We start from the raw sequence: 17,552 nt of genomic DNA, 5'->3' as shown, positions 1-17,552 counted from the left end.
TGAGGAAGTCGACAAGGCGGCTGCGGCGACGTGGCCGCCTTATCTTTTGCGGCAAATGCTCCTAGGATGATCCGATGAGCGACGACAAGGCGATCTGGCCACCAATCGACCCGATCTCGGCCGGCCTGCATGGCCGCTGCCCGCGCTGCGGCGAGGGCAAGCTGTTTTCTGGATTCCTCACGGTTGGCAATCGCTGCACCAATTGCGGCCTCGATTATTCCTTCGCCGATGCCGGCGACGGGCCGGCGGTGTTCGTTATCCTGATCATCGGCTTCATCGTCGTCGGCCTGGCGTTGTGGACGGAGGTGACGCTCAATCCGCCGCTCTGGCTGCATCTGTTGCTGTGGATTCCGCTGACGCTGGTGCTTTGCCTGGCGGCGCTCCGGCTGATCAAGGGCGTGCTGCTGACGCTGCAATACCGCAACAAGGCGGCCGAGGGCCGACTGGACCGCGGCGAATGAGCGAGGCATCAGGTTTGGTGGCCGGCCGGTCGCGGCCCAAGCGCGCATTGGCGCTCGGCCTGGGTATCATCGTGTTTTTGATCCTGCTGGCGCTCGGCACCTGGCAGGTTCAGCGCCTGCACTGGAAAGAGGGCCTTCTCGAGACGATAGACCAGCGCACGCATTCGGCGCCCGTGCCATTGGCCGAGGTCGAAAAGCGGTTTGCTGCCACCCGCGACGTGGACTACACGCCGGTAACGGTGACCGGCACTTTCCTGCATCAAGGCGAGCGGCATTTCCTCGCCACCTGGGAAGGCCAGTCCGGTTTCGATGTCTTCACGCCGCTGCAACTCGACGATGGCCGTTTCGTACTGATCAACCGCGGCTTCGTGCCTTACGATTTCAAGGACCCAGCCAAGCGGCCGCAGGGGCAGGTAACGGGCGAAGTGACGGTGACGGGGCTCGCCCGCAACCCGCTGCCGGCCAGGCCCTCGATGATGCTTCCCGACAATGATCCGCAGAAGAACATCTTCTACTGGAAGGATCGTGATGCGATGGCCTCGAGCGCCGGCCTGCCGGCAGGTGCGGCGCTGGTGCCGATCTTCATCGATGCGAACGCCACGCCCAACCCCGGCGGGCTGCCGGTCGGCGGCGTCACCGTCATCGACCTGCCGAACAGCCATCTGCAATATGCGATAACCTGGTACGGCCTTGCCGCCGCCCTTGCCGGTGTCCTTATCTCCTGGCTCCGCCGCCCGGCGAAAGACCAATGATCGCCGCCACTACCCTTGACAGGGCAGGGCCGCGCACCTCATTTCGCGCCTAGAGCTCAGAAGTCACAGTCCGATCAACCGGCCTACAATCAGCGTAAGATGCAATCATGCTTCACACAAAGCCACCGCTGACCATCCGGCTTTGCCAGCCGCGCGGTTTCTGTGCCGGCGTCGACCGTGCCATCCAGATCGTCGTGCTGGCGCTGAAGAAATACGGCGCGCCGGTCTATGTCCGCCACGAGATCGTGCACAACCGCTACGTCGTCGAAGGGCTGCAAAGCCTCGGCGCGGTGTTCATCGAGGAGCTCTCCGAAATCCCGCCCGAGCATCGCCAGAGCCCGGTCGTCTTTTCGGCGCATGGCGTGCCGAAATCGGTGCCGGCCGACGCCCAGTCGCGCAACCTCTTCTATCTCGACGCGACTTGTCCGCTGGTTTCGAAAGTCCACAAGCAGGCAATGCGCCATCAGCGGCTTGGCCGCCACGTGCTTTTGATCGGCCATGCTGGGCATCCCGAGGTGATCGGCACAATGGGCCAGTTGCCGGATGGCGCGGTCACTCTGATCGAGACCGAAGCCGACGCCGCAAGCTTCGTGCCTGCAGACCCGCAGGCGCTCGGCTTCGTGACCCAGACGACGCTGTCGGTCGAGGACACCGCCGGTATCATTCGCGCCCTGCAGCAGCGTTTTCCCGAGCTGCACGCGCCGGCGGCGGAATCGATCTGTTATGCCACCACCAATCGCCAGGAAGCGGTCAAGGAAACAGCGGCCGGCGCCGATCTCTTCCTCGTTGTCGGCGCACCTAACTCCTCCAACTCGCGGCGCCTGGTCGAAGTGGCCGAGCGCGCTGGCGCCTCGATGTCGCTTCTCGTGCAGCGCGCGTCCGAAATTCCGTGGAATGAGATTGCCGGCATTTCGACGCTCGGCCTGTCGGCGGGCGCCTCGGCGCCGGAGATCATCGTCGACGAGATCGTCGATGCGTTCAGGCAGCGCTTCGACGTGACCATCGAGCTGGCCGTAACGGCGACGGAGACGGAGGACTTTCCGGTGATGCGGGTGTTGCGCGATGTCGAACTGACGGCTGCCGACATGGCCTTCGTCAACGGGGCCGCGTAACAACGATGGCGGTCTATACCGACGTCAACGAGGGCGAGCTCGGCGCATTCCTCAAGAACTATCCGGTCGGCGACCTCCTGTCCTACAAGGGCATCGCCGAAGGCACCGAAAACTCGAATTTTCTGCTGCACACCAGCAGCGGCTCCTACATCCTGACGCTTTACGAGAAGCGCGTCGACAAGGCTGACCTGCCGTTCTTTCTCGGCCTTATGGCTCACCTCGCCAGAAAGGGCATTTCGTGTCCGCTCCCGGTCACCGCACATGATGGCGGTGTGATCGGAACACTTGCCGGTCGGCCGGCGGTCATCATCACCTTTCTCGAAGGCCTGTCGCTGCGGCGGCCGACGGCTGCGCATTGCGGCGAGGTCGGCAAGGCGCTGGCGGCACTGCATCTCGCCGGCGCGGATTTTCCGATGACCCGCCCCAACGCGCTTGCCATCGATGGCTGGCGCAAGCTGTGGAATGCCGCCCGCGCCCGCGCCGACGAGGTCGAGCCGGGACTGGCGGCCGAGGTCGATGCCGATTTCGCCGATTTCGAGCGGAACTGGCCGGACGGTCTGCCGCAAGGCATCATCCATGCCGATCTTTTCCCGGACAATGTGTTCTTCCTCGGCGAGAAACTGTCCGGGCTGATCGACTTCTATTTCGCCTGCAACGACCTCTACGCCTATGACGTTGCCACGTGCCTGAACGCCTGGTGCTTCGAGAAGGATTTTTCCTTCAATCTGACCAAGGGCACGGCGCTGCTTGCCGGCTACCAAAGCGTGCGGCCGTTGAGCAGTGACGAGAAAGCTGCGCTGCCGATGCTGGCGCGCGGCTCGGCGCTGCGCTTCATGCTGACCCGGCTCTACGACTGGCTGACGGTTCCGGACGGCGGGCTGGTGATGAAACGCGACCCGACCGAGTATATTCGCCGGATGCGCTTCCACCGGGCGATCAACTCTCCTTCCGAATATGGACTGACATGACCAAGCGCGTTGAAATCTTCACCGATGGTGCCTGTTCGGGCAATCCCGGGCCTGGCGGCTGGGGCGCAATCCTGCGCTTCAACGGCGCCATCAAGGAGCTCCATGGTGGCGAGGCTCTGACCACCAACAACCGCATGGAGTTGTTGGCGGCGATCTCGGCGCTCAACGCGCTCAAGGAGCCTTGCGTCGTCGACCTTTATACCGACAGCAACTACGTCAAGGACGGCATTTTCGGTTGGATCGATGGCTGGAAGCGCAACGGCTGGAAGACCGCCGCCCGGCAGCCGGTGAAGAATGCCGAGCTGTGGCAGCAGCTCGACGCGGCGCGCAACCGCCATCAGGTCACCTGGCATTGGGTCAAGGGCCATGCCGGCCATCCTGAGAACGAGCGCGCCGACGAATTGGCGCGGCTCGGCATGGCGCCATTCAAGACGAAGTCGGCGAAACCCGTGCTCGCGTCCGAGCCGCCGAAGGAAGGCACCCAGTCCAGGCAATCGGCGGCCAAGAAGGTTCGGCGCTCGACCCAGAGTTATTGATCCGGTTGAACTGGCGTGTCAGCGGATCAGGAGGGCGGTGCCGAACAGTCCGATGGCAAACACCGTATGCGACACAAGATTGAGGGCGCGGACCTGCATCGGATTGGGCCGCTTCGAAGCGGCCCAGCCGGCGCCCATGCCGGGCGCCAGCAGAAACCACCCGGCGCCGACGGTGACGATGCCGAGGATAAAGGCCGGCAGGAAGGTCGGCGCGGTGAGCCAGGCCGTCCCGGCCAGCACGACCAGTATGATGCCGTAGACGATGCCGACAGCATAATGAAAGGCCCAGCCAAGTACTGATTCATGCGGGTAGGGCGAGGCCTTGCCAATGTCGTCATGGAAGACCTTGCCTTCCCGGAGATGCCAGACCCAGCGGCCGACCAGCCCCCAGTTCGGCCGCGGTTGGGCAAAGGCCTTGCTCAGGAAAATCGCCCAGACATCCATAAGCGCGGTTGCGCCGATGCCGATCGCGACGCTGCGCCACAAGATGTCAGACATAATCGAGGTCCCCAAAAGCAAGCAGTCCCGAAGGGCCGACACATGGCCCCGAAAACCGGGTCGGCTTTCGGAAGGATCATGCGCCGATGCAAAAGTCAGCGTCCTTTGGACGTTGAGCGCTAGAAGGCGCCCCGCCGCCGTCCCAGGCCTAAGCTGTCGCCAGGACGGAAAGCTGTCCGAGAATGTGAGCCGCACCGGACTCATCGACGCCGGGCTTTGTCTCGACATTGAGTGCGGTGACCTTGCCGTCCTCGACGATCATCGAAAAACGCTTCGAGCGCAGCCCCATGCCGCCGCTGGAGAGGTCGGCGTCGAGGCCGACCGATTTGGCGAAATCGCCATTGCCATCGGCAAGATAAAGGATTTTGCCTTCACCGCCGCTGAAGCGGGCCCAAGCCCCCATGACGTGAACATCGTTGACCGAGACAACGGCGATAGTGTCGACGCCGCGCGCCAGGATGGCGTCGTAATTGTCCAGGTAGCCGGGCAGATGATTGTTGCTGCAGGTCGGCGTGAAAGCGCCTGGAACGCCAAACAGCACCACCGTCTTTCCTGAGAATATCTCGCCCGTCGTGATCGGCTTTGCACCGTCGGCGGTCATTGTCTTGAAGGTCGCATCGGGCAGTTTGTCGCCAACGGAGATCGTCATGATGGTCCTCGTTTGGAAATGGAAGGGAGTGTCCTTGCGATAGCGAATTAAGGCGCGCCCGGCAACCGTCCAGACGTTGGCATCACGGGAATGGCAACAGGCCTTCGACCGCGCCTGCGGCACTTGTCAGTGTGTAGTGCAGGCCGCCATCGGTTGGCGTTGTCGACGGCCTGTCGAGGATCGGCACAGTAAAGATCAGCTTGCCATCCTTTACACTGCGTGCCGGGGCACCGAACATGTAATCGCGTTCGCCGGCAACGAAGAAGTCGGCGCGCTCGGGGCTGCCCGGAAAGCTCGCTTCGACAATCAGCGTTTCGTGGTCGCCCGGCAGTACGTTTATGCCGAAATCGGGCGTTGCCGTGGCGGGCAGGGTGGCAAGGCCTGCCTTGACCAGTGCCGCGTCCTCGGCGTTGTCCGGATCGGCGCCGGGATCGACGGTCAGTCTTGTTTGCACCGGGATGCAGATGGTTTCGCAGATGCCGAGGAAAATGTCCGCATCGATGACGGCCGGCTGGCCGGGCGCGGCAAGCGTAAACGTCACCGGTAACGAAACCGGGTGGTCGTAGCCGGCCCATTTGCCATAGCCGTCATCGTGGCGCTGCGGCGGCGGAAACGAAAGCGTCGCGTCGGCAATGTTGGTGCTGGCCGAGACGTCGATCTGTGGCGGCACGCCCGCATCGCCCGGATCGCGCCAATAGGTTTTCCAGCCGGGCTTCAGCGCAATGTCGAGGACGCCCTGGAGACGTCCGGCCTCGTCGGCTTTGCCGCTTGTTACCAGCCGCACCCTGCCGCCTTCGCTGTTGTACCAGGCCGACGAGGAGGCTGAGGCGGGGAAGCCGGTCGCCGATCCAATGGCCACACCAAGCAGCAGGATTTTCAAGCTTTGCATGGCGATGATTTGATCGTCCGTTGATGGCCGCGCAATGATTTCATGACGCCGCCGGCATCATATTTGCGTGACCTTCGGCTTTTGAGCCTGATCAAATCGGGCGCCGCCCATCTTTTCGACGCCCCGGAAACGCGTTACGCTGTGGCCATGGATTTGTTGCGCCATAAAAGGACGGCCGCAGGACCCGGCTTTCTCGACGATCAGTTCCTGATTGCCATGCCCGGCATGAAGGACGACCGCTTCACGCGCTCTGTCATCTACATTTGCGCGCACAGCGACGAAGGTGCGATGGGGCTGATCATCAACCAGACGCAGCAGATGCTGTTTCCGGACCTGCTCGTGCAACTTGGCATCATGAATGAGATGGAGGCGATCCGTCTGCCGGCGCCGGCGCGCGACTTTGTCGTGCGCAATGGCGGACCGGTGGATCGCAGCCGCGGCTTCGTTCTACATTCGGGCGACTACCGGGTGGAATCCTCGCTCGCCGTGTCCGACGACGTCTGCCTGACCGCGACCGTCGACATTTTGCGCGCCATCTCCTCCGGCCGCGGACCCCGGCGGGCGCTGATGGCTCTCGGCTATGCCGGCTGGGGTGCGGGCCAGCTTGAAAACGAGATCGCCGAGAATGGATGGCTGACTTGCCCGGCAAGTGCCGAGCTTCTGTTCGACGCCGACATCGACCGCAAATACGACCGGATCCTTGCCTCGATCGGCATCGATCTCGCGCATCTCAGCCTGGCTGCCGGTCACGCCTGAGCCCTCATCACGTCCCAGAAACTTGTCACGCTTGAGTGAGCGGATACTGTTCCTTCAGCGTCTTCAGCACCTGGTCGCCGGGCATCGGCGCGCCGAACATGAAGCTCTGCACGTATTCGCAGCCCATCTGCCGTAGCTCCAGCGCATCGCTTTCGTCCGAAATGCCTTCGGCAACGACCGACAGGCCGAGCTCATGCGCCATGTTGACCATCGATTTGAGCAGCACCGCGCGTTTCGGCGTCGCGTCGTCGACGAAGCTCTTGTCGATCTTGATGGTGTCGAATGGAAAGCGCGTCAGATAGGCCAGCGATGAGTAGCCGGTGCCGAAATCGTCCAGCGACAGGCCAATGCCAAGCTGCTTCAGCTTGGTCAGCACATGGGCGGTCTGCTCGGGATTGTCCATCACCAGCGATTCGGTGAGTTCGAGCCGGAAGCAGCGCGGTTTCAGGTTGGCTCGCGCGATCACCGAGCGGACGTCGCTGACCAGGTCGCGGCGGATGAGCTGACGGCTGGACAGATTGACCGAGACCGACAGCGGCGCATCGCCGATCTGCTTTTGCCATCCGGCCAGGTCTTCGGCAGCCTGCTGCATGGCGAACAGCCCAAGCTGCACGATCAGGCCGCAGTTTTCGGCAACCGGAATGAAATCCGCCGGCGGGATCATGCCGCGCCGCGGATGGTCCCAGCGCAGCAACGCTTCGAAGCCGGCAACGCTGCCGTCCTCCAGCCGCACGATCGGCTGATAGGCAAGCGTGAATTCGCGTCGCTCGATGGCGCGGCGCAGGTCGGACTCGAACTGCAGCCGGTCGGTGCCGACGGTGCGGAAGGCGGGCCGGAACGGCTCGATCCTGTCGCCGCCGAAGCGCTTGGCCTGATGCATGGCAAGCTCGGCATCCTTGACCATGTCCTCGGCCGAGGTCTGCGTGGACGTCCAGGTGATCAGACCGATCGAGGCGGTCAGCACGATCTCGCGCTTGGCGAAGGTGATCGGGTTGTTGATGGCGTGCTTGATGGCATCGGCAATGGCCGCGATGCGAGCCGGATCCTGCTCCGACAAAAGCATCAGCGCGAACTGGTCGCCGGCAAAGCGCGACAGCGAATCCTTCGGCTTGAGCAGCCGGTGCAGCCGCCGCGCTATGGTCAAAAGGATGGTATCGCCGGCCGAGATGCCGAGCCCGTCATTGACCTGCTTGAAGCGATCGATGTCGATGACGAAGACGGTCGGGCGCACCTTCTCTTCGGTGCGGGCGATCGAAATGATCGCCTCCAGCCGGTTCATGAACAGCTCGCGGTTGGGCAAGCCGGTCAGATTGTCGTGCACGGCGTCGTGCAGCAGCCGTTCCTCGGACTTCTTCTGCTCCGTCACGTCGACCATGGTGCCGACGCAGCGGATGACCTCGCCGTCCGAGCCGATCACCGGCCGGGCGCGCAGCGCAAACCAGTGATAGTGCCCGTCGGCGCCGCGCAGGCGGAAGTTTTGCGACACCCGGCCACGCCGGTGCTCGAGCACCACGTCGAGCGTCGTGCGAAACGTGTCGCGGTCGTCGGCATGCAGCACCGGCAGCCAGTTGCGGGCGGGACCGCCGAGACTGTTGGGAGCAAGGCCGAGCTGAATGCTGACGTCGGGACGAGTGACGACCCGGTCGCGCAGCACGTCCCAGTCCCACACAGTATCGCCCGATCCGGCAACCGCCAGCGCCTGCCGCTCGAGATCGGAGAACAGGCCCTGATGCAGGGCGCCGCCAGCAAAAGCGTGCTGCATCACCGTGAAGCCGATCAGCAGGATGATGAGGATCAGCCCGCCGCCCAGCGCCGGCTGGGCGATATCGTTGTCCAGCATGCCGGTGATCGCCATCCACGATCCGCATAGCCACAGCAGAACCATCACCCAACTGGGCACGAGCATGATGGCGCGGTCGTAACCGCGGATACCGAGGAAGATGATCAGGCCGAGCCCGGTCAGTGCGGTGGCGGCGAAGGACAGCCTGGCAATGCCGGCGGCAACCGCCGGATCGATGATGGCGACGCCGGCGATCAGCACCAGCCCGAGAATCCAGACCAGCGCGCCGTAGCTGAAATGGCCGTGCCACCGGTTGAGGTTGAGATAGGCAAACAGGAACACCACGAAGGTCGCCGCAAGCGCCACCTCCGTTCCGGCGCGCCACATCTGCTCGTTGCCCGGGGATATTTCTATGATCTTGTTAAGAAAGCCGAAATCGACGCAGATATACGCAAGCACCGCCCAGGCAAGGGCCGCCGTCGCCGGGAACATCGAGGTCCCCTTGACGACGAAAAGAATGGTCAGGAACAGCGCCAGCAGGCCGGCGATGCCGATGACGATGCCACGAAACAGCGTGTAGGAATTGACCGAGTCCTTGTAGGATTCAGGATCCCACAGATAGACCTGCGGCAGCTTGGGCGAGGCGAGCTCGGCGATGAAGGTGATCACCGTTCCGGGGTTCAACGTCACCCGGAACACGTCGGCGTCGGGGCTGGTCTGGCGGTCGAGCGCAAAGCCTTCGCTGGGCGTGATCGCAGCGATACGGGTCGAGCCGAGATCCGGCCAAAACAGGCCGGAATTCACCAGCCGGAAATGCGGTGCGACAATCAGCCTGTCGAGCTGCTGGTCGGTGGTGTTAGCGAGCGCGAACACCGCCCAGTCGCCGGTCGAGCGCGCGTCATTGGCCTCGACCTCGATGCGCCGTACGATGCCGTCCGGGCCGGGTGCCGTCGAGACCTGGAAATTCTCGCCCTGGTTGCGGTAGATTGCGACGGCACCCGAAAGGTCGAGCGCCACGTCGTCGCGGGCGATCTTGATCGGTTCGACCGCAAACGCCGACGATGCCGCGCAGAGCGTGACGATTGCCGCCAGCATAAAGGCAAGCAGCGACCCGTTGCGCAGAAAATTCGTCAAAAATCAGTCCTTTGTTCCAACGCCCGGCGGATCGTCCGCGATTCGGGCGTATAGGTAATGGTCCTGCCAGATGCCGTTGATCCTGAGATAGGATCGTAGCAGTCCTTCGCGCCGGAATCCGGCTTTTTCAAGCACGCGGATCGACCGGGCATTATCGGGGATACAGGCAGCTTCGATCCGGTGCAACCGCAGCGTTTCGAAGGCGAAACGCGTCACCACCTTGACGGCATCGGTCATCAGCCCGCGTCCGCTGAAGCGCTCGCCGATCCAGTAGCCGATATGGCCGCTTTGGGCGACCCCGTGGCGGATATTGCCGAGGGTGATACCGCCGGCCAGCTTGCCGCTGCTTTTCTCGAAGATGAAGAAGGCGATCGCCGTCCCCTGCGCGTAGTCCTCGCGGTAGCGGCCGATACGGTGCCGCCACGCCGTGCGGTCGAGCTCGTCAGGGGTCCATCGCGGCTCCCACGGCTCGAGGAAGGCGCGGCTTTCACTGCGCAGCACCGACCACTCGCGATAGTCGTTGGTCAGCGGCACGCGCAGCGTGACCAGCTCGCCCTTCAGTGCCGGCAGGTCGCGGCGAAAGAAAGGGAGCGCGAACACGATGCTCGAATGGGCTTAGACGGCAAGCTTACGGGCAGTGGTCTGCGTGCCCGAAAGCGAATCGAGGATCGCCTCGTAGGGCGCGAGCGTACCCACCGGCCCGACAGCTGTAAGCGTCGGCTTGGTCGAAAAAAGCCGGGACGACAGATCCGTCAGCCGCTCGACAGTCAACGCCGACAGGCGCTCCATCAGCTCTTCCTTGGCGATCGGCCTGCCGAACAGAAGCAACTGCCTGGCGATCTGCGAGGCGCGGCTGGCCGGGCTCTCGGCCGACATGATCAGCCCGGCGCGGTACTGGGCACGCGCCCGGTCAAGCTCCTCCTGCAGGATGTTTTCGCCGGCCTTTTGCAGCTCGTCGATGATCACAGGCACCAGCTCGGCAATATCGCTTTGTCCGGTCGCGGCATGGACCCCGAAGACGCCGGTGTCGGAAAAACCCCAATGGAAGGCATAGACCGAATAGCACAGGCCGCGTTTTTCGCGGACTTCCTGGAAAAGTCGCGACGACATGCCGCCGCCCAGGATCATCGACAGGACCTGGGAGGCATAGAAATCGCGGACGTGATAGGCGCGGCCCTCGAAACCCAGCACGATCTGGGCGTCCATCAGGTCGCGGTCCTCGCGAAAATCGCCGCCGACATACTGCGCATATTGCGGGATGGTGCCGTCGGCCTTGCCGCGGAAGCTGCCGAGCCGCTTTTCGACCTCCCGCACGAAATCGTCGTGCTTGATATCGCCGGCCGCCACCATCACCATGTTCTCGGCACCGTACTGTCGCTCGATGAAGTCGTGCAACTGCTTCGAAGTGAAGGATTTGACGGTTTCCGGCGTGCCGAGAATCGAGCGGCCGATAGTCTGGTGGCGAAAGGCGGTCTCGGTAAAGTGATCGAAAACGACGTCGTCGGGCGTATCGTGCGCGGCGCCGATCTCCTGCAAAATCACATGCTGCTCTCGTTCCAACTCCTGCGGATCGAATTCGGAGTCCTGCAGGATGTCGGAAAGAATATCGACCGCCAGCGGCACGTCGTCGCTAAGAACCCTTGCATAATAGGAGGTCGTCTCGACGCTGGTGGCGGCATTGATCTCACCGCCGACGTCCTCGATCTCCGAGGCAATCTCGAAGGCGCTTCGCCGCCTGGTGCCCTTGAAAGCCATGTGCTCGAGCAAGTGCGCCATTCCGTGCTCTTCGTCACGCTCGTTGCGTGCGCCCGACTTGACCCAGGCGCCAAGGGCAACAGATTCGAGGCTTGGAAGGGTTTCGGTGGCGACTGTCAGGCCGTTCGACAGACGGCTTACCTCAACACCCATATGGCAATTACTCCCTAACGCGCCGCCCGCGTGTGGCGGCAGAGATAATCTTCCACCATTTTCAGGTCGGATGGAAGTACCGTGTATTTTTCCTCGGCGCTCATCAACCCGCCTAGCCATGCAGGCAGGGCAGGCGACACGCCGCTGGCGGCTTCGACGGCGGCGGGAAACTTTGCCGGGTGCGCAGTGCCCAGCACCACCATCGGCACCTCACCCGCAGCCTTGCCGGCGGCCACATGCACGGCCGCGGCCGTATGCGGGTCGAGCAGATAGCCGCTCGCCGCTAGTGTGGTGCGGATAGTGGCGGCGACCTCGTCCATGGTGGCGCGGCCGGCGTCGAATTCGGAGCGGATCTTGGCGATTTCGCCAGCCTCGATGGTGAAGGCGCCGGACTGCTTGAGCCCGTTCATGTAGCGCCGCACGGTCGAGGCATCGCGGCCGGACGCTTCGAACAGCAAGCGTTCGAAGTTCGAAGACACCTGGATGTCCATCGAGGGCGACGTGGTCGAAAAAACCCCCTTCATGCGGTATTCGCCGGTCGCCAGCGTGCGCGCCAGAATATCGTTGTCGTTGGTGGCGATGATCAGCCGTTCGATCGGCAGCCCCATCTTCTTGGCGGCATAGCCGGCAAAGATGTCGCCGAAATTGCCGGTCGGCACGGTGAAGGAAACCGGTCTGTCGGGCGCGCCGAGCGACAGCGCGGAGGAGAAATAATAGACGATCTGGGCCATGATGCGGGCCCAGTTGATCGAATTGACGCCCGACAGCGATACCCGGTCGCGAAAACCGTGGTCGTTGAACATGTCCTTCACCAGGCCCTGGCAGTCATCGAAATTACCTTCGATCGCCAACGCATGGACGTTTGCGGCGGTCGAGGTCGTCATCTGCCGCTGCTGTACCGGCGAGACGCGGCCATGCGGGAAAAGCACGAAGATGTCGGTGCGGTTGCGCCCGGCAAAGGCATCGATGGCGGCCCCTCCGGTGTCGCCGGAGGTGGCGCCGACAATGGTGGCGCGCTGGTCGCGCTCGGCCAGCACATAGTCCATCAGCCGTGCAAGAAGCTGCATCGCCACGTCCTTGAACGCGAGCGTCGGGCCATGGAAGAGCTCGAGCACGAAGCTGTTCGGCCCGGTCTGCACCAGCGGGCAGACGGCCTCATGGCGGAAGCTCGCATAGGCTTCGCGCACCAGCCGTTCGAACACCGGCGCCGCGATCTCGCCGCCGAGGAACGGCGACAGCACCCGGATGGCAAGATCGGGATACGCAAGGCCGCGCATGGCGCGGATCTCGGCTGCGGAAAAATGCGGCCAGGCGCTCGGCAGGTAGAGCCCGCCGTCGCGCGCCAGTCCGGCCAGCACCGCGTCGGAAAATCCCAGCGCGGGCGCTTCCCCGCGGGTACTCACATATTGCATCGTTACGGTTCCATTGCTGCCGGGAATTTTGGCCCGCCGCGAGGTGGTGGATTTCTGCGCTGGCTCAGTCGCATTTTTGCCGCGCGGTTGATATACGTCACCGGCTTTGCGAGAGGGAAGTGCAGTTCATGGCGTTTCATTCATTCAACGGTCGTTTTGTCGCGGGTCTGGGGCTCGCCGGCTTTATGCTTGCCGCCGCAGGCTGCCAATCGAGCGACAATGGTATTCTCGGCTTCGGCAAGAAGGACACGACGCCGCCACCGCCACCCGATCCCAAGGTGCTTTCCAGCCAGCTGCAGGCCTATTGCCCGAAAGTGACGTTGCGTGACGGCACCGCTTTCTTCAATACCTACGCCAAGAGCGGTCCGAAGCCGAAGAAAAAAACCGATGTTGCCGCCGAGGAAGCCGCGCAGCCGGCAGCGGACGCGGCTGGCGTCGATCAGCCGGACGATTCCGCCAAGATCATCTATCAGGCTTCGATCACCGATGTGACCCGCGACTGCAGCCGCGCCAACGGCTCCTTGTCGATGAAGATAGCCGTCGCCGGCAAGGTCGTGCCTGGCCCGATGTTCACCCCCGGGACCATCACCATGCCGATCCGCATCGCGGTGATGCACGGCACCGAAGTTCTCTATTCGCAGCTTCACTCCTATCAGGTCCAGGTTACCGATCCTTCGAGTGCCACGCAGTTCGTCTTCACCGATTCCAACGTCGTCGTTCCGGAGCCGACGGCGAAGGACTACCAGGCATATGCCGGGTATGACGAGGGCGCTCCGAAAGTAGCGACAGACAAGCCGAGGAAGAAGAAAGCCGCCGCGACCAACTAAGCCGCTGCATTCGCGCCACGGCGGCTGGAGGCGGCCTCTCACGCGTCCGCCGACCATTCCGACAGCGCGGCGATCACGCTTTTCAGTTCCGCCCAGCGGCGGATGACCGTTTCCGCGCCGGCCTCGGTCAGCGCATCGGCGTGGCCGGGATAGCTGTGCGCCGCGCCGGTAAAGCCGATGACACGCATTCCCGCCGTCTTGGCGCCGGTGACGCCATGCACCGAATCCTCGATGACAAAGGTGTTCGCAGGACCGGCCTTGAGCTTTTCCGCGGCGAACCGAAACACGTCCGGCGCCGGCTTGGTTTTCCCGGTCGGGGTTTCCAGCGAGGAAAAGATCCGGCCGGCAAAGAACGGCAAAAGCTGCACCTTCTCCAGCATGAATTCGATCCGCTCAGAACGCGAATTCGAACAGACGCAGCGCGGCACTGCTACCGCGGCGACAGCTTCGTGCGCTCCGTCGATGGCACGCACGTCGCTGCGCAGCCTACGATCGACAAGCTGTTCCTCCTTGTCGATCAGGGAGGCCTGGAACGGGATCCGGGACTTTTCCTCGACCCGCATCATGATGTCCTTGAAAGTCAGCCCGGCATAGACCTCGGAAATCTCCTCGGCCGATATCTCGTAGCCGGCCGAGGTCAAAAGCTCGGCATCGATACGCGCGGCGATGATTTCGGAATCGACGAGCACGCCGTCGCAATCGAAGATGACAAGATCTGGCTGGGGCATGGTGATCCGGGAAGCGGGATGAGGGGAATGCCGAGAGGGCCTTTGGTCAAAACGGCTCAGGCGGCGCGGCATACACCAACAGGCCGGGCTTCGCAAATTCGGCGTGCTGCTTCACTGAATATTTACGCTGATCGGTAACCATAACGGACAGTAAACAGTAACGCGTGCCTTGGGTGTCACAATGTCTGCCGTGCGTCTTCTCGACGACCTTTCCGATGCTCCCCAGCAATCCGAGTGGCTGGATACGATCCTGAAGGGCGACTGCGTCGCCGCGCTCGAACGGCTGCCGGAAAAGTCGATCGACGTGATCTTTGCCGATCCGCCTTACAATCTGCAGCTCGATGGCGATCTGCATCGGCCCGACCAATCCAAGGTCGATGCCGTCGACGACCATTGGGACCAGTTCGACAGTTTTGAGGCCTACGACGCCTTCACCCGCGCCTGGCTGCTAGCGGCGCGCCGCGTGTTGAAGCCCAACGGCACGATCTGGGTCATCGGCTCCTACCACAATATTTTCAGGGTCGGCGCCAAGATGCAGGACCTGGGCTTCTGGATCCTCAACGACGTCGTCTGGCGCAAGACCAATCCAATGCCCAATTTCCGTGGCCGCCGTTTCCAGAACGCGCATGAGACGATGATCTGGGCATCGCGCGACCAAAAGGGCAAGGGTTACACATTCAACTACGAGGCGCTGAAGGCGTCGAATGACGACATTCAGATGCGTTCCGACTGGCTATTTCCGATCTGCACCGGCGGCGAGCGTCTGAAGAACGACAATGGTGACAAATTGCATCCGACGCAGAAGCCGGAAGCGTTGCTTGCCCGCGTCATGACGGCATCGACCAGGCCGGGCGACATCGTGCTCGACCCCTTCTTCGGTTCAGGTACCACCGGGGCTGTGGCCAAGCGGCTTGGCCGCCACTTCGTCGGCATCGAGCGTGAGCAGGCCTATATCGATGCCGCCATGGAACGTATCGATGCGGTCCGGCCGCTGGAAGGCGCCAATTTGACGGTGCTGACCGGCAAGCGGGCTGAGCCGCGCGTCGCATTCGTCACGCTTCTCGACAATGGCTTGGTGGCGCCCGGCGCCACGCTCTACGACGCCAAGAAGCGCTGGGCGGCAAAAGTGCGTGCCGATGGCACGCTGGCGATCGGCGACAGTGCCGGGTCGATCCACAAGATCGGCGCACACGTGCAGGGGCTGGACGCTTGCAACGGATGGACCTTCTGGCATTATGAGCGCAGCGGCGGCCTGACCCCAATCGACGAGCTTCGCCGCATTGCCCGCCTGGGCATGGAGCGGGCAGGGGCCTGAGGCTCCAAGCTGCGACAGATCGGTTATGCGAAGGCTCACCCAACCTCTGGAAGCGATTCAAATCACACTTTGATCCCAAGGCGCTCAAGGTCCGCCCTGAGCGTCTTTGCATCGGTGAACAGCACAGCCTGCCAACCGGCCGCCTTGGCACCGTCGACATTCTTCTGGCTGTCGTCGATGAACAGCGTGGCTGCCGGATCGAGGCCGAACGCGGCGACGTGGTGATCGTAGATGGCGCGATCCGGCTTGATCTGGCGGATGTCGCCCGACACGGTCACGCCGCGCGGCCTATTGAGGAAATCGAACCGCTCGCGGGCCTCGGCAAGCGTATCGGCCGCGAAATTGGTCAGCATCGTCACGTCGTGGCCGCTCTCGATCAGCCCGATCATGATGGCGACGCTGTCCTCATAGGCATGAGGCACCATCTCGTGCCAGTGCCGGCGGAAATTGCGGATGTTTTCGGCATGGTCGGGATATTGAGCGATCGCCAGCGCTTCGGCCTCTTCCCAACTGCGGCCGCGATCCTGCTCGATGTTCCAGTCGTGCGTGCAGACATTGTCGAAGAACCATTTCCGTTCGTCGGGATCGGGGATCAAGCGGCTGAACGGCAGGTTCGGATCATAGTGGATCAGCACTTTGCCGATGTCGAAAACGATGTGCCGGATTTCGGACATTCTTCTCTCTTTCAATGCGGCCGCTGCTTCTTCGTCGCGCCCGGTATCGCCGCTTCGATTACCTTTTTCATGACGCTCGGCAGCGCCTCCCCGGAAATTTCATGGGCCAGCGACCAGAAATGCCCGGCCGGGCCGACGCTGTCGGTCTCCGCCTTGAACACGTCGAGTTCAAGCGCAAAATGGGTAAAGATATGGCCGATGCGTCCGGCCTGCCGCCAGTCACCGGGGAACGGGGCTGCCGCCGCCGTGGTGGCGCCATCGATCCGCGCGGTCCAGCCGGTCGTCGGCACTTCGGTCATGCCGCCCAGCAGGCCTTTATCCGCGCGCTTTCGCAAAAGGATGGCGCCGTCGCCCCTGACTGCGACGAAGGCGGCGCCGCGGCGCAAGGGTTTCTCGGCCTTGGGCAGGCGGACCGGAAAGCGCTCGGGACCGCCCGAGATTGTGGCGCTGCAATCCTGCCTGACGGGGCAGAGCATGCAGCGGGGCCGGCGCGGCGTGCAGATCGTCGCGCCCAGGTCCATCATCGCCTGCGCGAAGTCGCCGGGCCTTGTCGGGGGAACCATGCGTTCGACCTGGCCGCGTATCTCGCCCTTGGCGTCGCCCAGAGGCGTGGCGATCGAATACAGCCGTGAGACGACCCGTTCGACATTGCCGTCGACGACCGCGGCTGGTCGGTCGAAGGCGATCGCCGCGATCGCCGCCGCCGTATAGGCGCCGATGCCGGGCAGTTCCCTCAAGCCGGACTCGCTGTCCGGAAAGCGGCCGCCTTGCCGCGCGACGAGATCGGCGCAGGCTTTGAGGTTACGGGCGCGGGAATAATAGCCGAGCCCGGCCCAGGCCTTCATGACGTCTTCGGTCGGTGCCGCCGCCAGTGCCTCGACAGTTGGCCATTTCTGCACGAAAGCCCGGAAATAGGATTTTACCGCCTCGACCGTGGTTTGCTGCAGCATCACTTCGGAAAGCCAGACGAGATAGGGATCGGGCTGGGCGCCGCCCGCCAGCGCACGCGGCGGAACGCGCCACGGCAGCTCGCGGTGATGCGCGTCGTACCAGCCAAGCAGCCGGAACGCGATCTCGCCATTGTCTCCGGATACGGCCTTGCGGGTCTGGTCGTGCAGTGCCATTGATCGAGGGTCGGCCCTAATCCACTGGT

General features: G+C 63.2%; 18 protein-coding genes. 8 read left to right on the top strand and 10 right to left on the bottom strand.

Going from position 1 to position 17,552, the window contains the following annotated elements; all coding sequences use genetic code 11:
- The first annotated feature begins 74 nt into the window (after positions 1-74).
- From NKH50_RS18815 to rnhA, 5 genes are all read left to right on the top strand, one after another.
- Positions 75-461 (top strand): DUF983 domain-containing protein, encoded by a 387-nt coding sequence (locus NKH50_RS18815; RefSeq protein WP_352645920.1) that lies wholly within the window; start codon positions 75-77, stop codon positions 459-461.
- Complete coding sequence (locus NKH50_RS18810; RefSeq protein ID WP_352880373.1) at positions 458-1,213, top strand: SURF1 family protein; 756 nt, start codon at positions 458-460, stop codon at positions 1,211-1,213. Before NKH50_RS18815 ends, NKH50_RS18810 begins: the two co-directional genes overlap by 4 nt.
- A 107-nt stretch (positions 1,214-1,320) precedes the next feature.
- Positions 1,321-2,325, top strand: a complete 1,005-nt coding sequence (gene ispH, locus NKH50_RS18805; protein WP_254818458.1) for a 4-hydroxy-3-methylbut-2-enyl diphosphate reductase — start codon at positions 1,321-1,323, stop codon at positions 2,323-2,325.
- Positions 2,326-2,330: 5 nt separating this feature from the next.
- A complete protein-coding gene (locus NKH50_RS18800) occupies positions 2,331-3,293 on the top strand; it encodes a homoserine kinase (RefSeq protein ID WP_352645925.1) in 963 nt (320 codons plus the stop codon).
- A complete protein-coding gene (gene rnhA, locus NKH50_RS18795) occupies positions 3,290-3,829 on the top strand; it encodes a ribonuclease HI (RefSeq protein WP_352701603.1) in 540 nt (179 codons plus the stop codon). Before NKH50_RS18800 ends, rnhA begins: the two co-directional genes overlap by 4 nt.
- An 18-nt stretch (positions 3,830-3,847) precedes the next feature.
- Here rnhA and NKH50_RS18790 read toward each other — a convergent pair whose 3' ends face one another.
- The 3 genes from NKH50_RS18790 to NKH50_RS18780 form a co-directional block, all read right to left on the bottom strand.
- Positions 3,848-4,327 carry a DUF2938 domain-containing protein gene (locus NKH50_RS18790; protein WP_352880371.1) on the bottom strand — a complete coding sequence of 160 codons (480 nt, stop codon included), beginning with the start codon at positions 4,325-4,327 and terminating at the stop codon, positions 3,848-3,850.
- A gap of 148 nt (positions 4,328-4,475) precedes the next feature.
- Positions 4,476-4,976, bottom strand: coding sequence for a peroxiredoxin (locus tag NKH50_RS18785; protein WP_352688974.1), 501 nt, complete (start codon positions 4,974-4,976; stop codon positions 4,476-4,478).
- An 82-nt stretch (positions 4,977-5,058) separates the two neighbouring features.
- Entirely contained in the window at positions 5,059-5,865 is an 807-nt protein-coding gene (locus NKH50_RS18780) for a protein-disulfide reductase DsbD domain-containing protein (protein WP_352880368.1), read from the bottom strand.
- Between the two features lie 147 nt (positions 5,866-6,012).
- Here NKH50_RS18780 and NKH50_RS18775 point away from each other — a divergent pair, with 147 nt between their 5' ends.
- Complete coding sequence (locus NKH50_RS18775; protein ID WP_352777207.1) at positions 6,013-6,621, top strand: YqgE/AlgH family protein; 609 nt, start codon at positions 6,013-6,015, stop codon at positions 6,619-6,621.
- A gap of 25 nt (positions 6,622-6,646) precedes the next feature.
- Here NKH50_RS18775 and NKH50_RS18770 read toward each other — a convergent pair whose 3' ends face one another.
- From NKH50_RS18770 to thrC, 4 genes are read right to left on the bottom strand one after another with little or no spacing between them, the layout of a single operon-like run.
- A complete protein-coding gene (locus NKH50_RS18770; RefSeq protein WP_302895658.1) occupies positions 6,647-9,535 on the bottom strand; it encodes an EAL domain-containing protein in 2,889 nt (962 codons plus the stop codon).
- Between the two features lie 3 nt (positions 9,536-9,538).
- Positions 9,539-10,135, bottom strand: a complete 597-nt coding sequence (locus NKH50_RS18765; RefSeq protein ID WP_254818464.1) for a GNAT family N-acetyltransferase — start codon at positions 10,133-10,135, stop codon at positions 9,539-9,541.
- Positions 10,136-10,150: 15 nt separating this feature from the next.
- Positions 10,151-11,443 carry a M16 family metallopeptidase gene (locus NKH50_RS18760; protein ID WP_352476680.1) on the bottom strand — a complete coding sequence of 431 codons (1,293 nt, stop codon included), beginning with the start codon at positions 11,441-11,443 and terminating at the stop codon, positions 10,151-10,153.
- Positions 11,444-11,457: 14 nt separating this feature from the next.
- On the bottom strand, positions 11,458-12,855 hold the full coding sequence (gene thrC, locus NKH50_RS18755; protein ID WP_352880365.1) for a threonine synthase: 1,398 nt from the start codon (positions 12,853-12,855) through the stop codon (positions 11,458-11,460).
- 128 nt (positions 12,856-12,983) lie between these two features.
- Here thrC and NKH50_RS18750 point away from each other — a divergent pair, with 128 nt between their 5' ends.
- Positions 12,984-13,682 (top strand): hypothetical protein, encoded by a 699-nt coding sequence (locus tag NKH50_RS18750; protein WP_352476682.1) that lies wholly within the window; start codon positions 12,984-12,986, stop codon positions 13,680-13,682.
- A gap of 38 nt (positions 13,683-13,720) precedes the next feature.
- Here the strand turns inward: NKH50_RS18750 and NKH50_RS18745 are convergent, their stop codons facing one another.
- Complete coding sequence (locus NKH50_RS18745; protein ID WP_352880363.1) at positions 13,721-14,410, bottom strand: HAD family hydrolase; 690 nt, start codon at positions 14,408-14,410, stop codon at positions 13,721-13,723.
- Positions 14,411-14,591: 181 nt separating this feature from the next.
- Here NKH50_RS18745 and NKH50_RS18740 point away from each other — a divergent pair, with 181 nt between their 5' ends.
- Positions 14,592-15,725: a site-specific DNA-methyltransferase gene (locus NKH50_RS18740; RefSeq protein WP_352476683.1), complete on the top strand. Its 1,134-nt coding sequence runs from the start codon at positions 14,592-14,594 to the stop codon at positions 15,723-15,725.
- 62 nt (positions 15,726-15,787) lie between these two features.
- Here the strand turns inward: NKH50_RS18740 and NKH50_RS18735 are convergent, their stop codons facing one another.
- Positions 15,788-16,399 (bottom strand): HAD family hydrolase, encoded by a 612-nt coding sequence (locus NKH50_RS18735; protein WP_352645940.1) that lies wholly within the window; start codon positions 16,397-16,399, stop codon positions 15,788-15,790.
- 11 nt (positions 16,400-16,410) lie between these two features.
- The gene (gene mutY, locus NKH50_RS18730) at positions 16,411-17,523 is read right to left on the bottom strand and encodes an A/G-specific adenine glycosylase (protein ID WP_352880361.1); all 1,113 of its coding nucleotides are present in this window, start codon (positions 17,521-17,523) and stop codon (positions 16,411-16,413) included.
- Positions 17,524-17,552: the final 29 nt, after the last annotated feature.

The sequence above is a fragment of the Mesorhizobium sp. M1027 genome (genome assembly GCF_040318745.1).
Classification (GTDB): domain Bacteria; phylum Pseudomonadota; class Alphaproteobacteria; order Rhizobiales; family Rhizobiaceae; genus Mesorhizobium.
The sequence above is the reverse complement of the archived record's forward strand: the minus strand, read 5'-3'. Positions and strand labels throughout refer to the sequence as shown.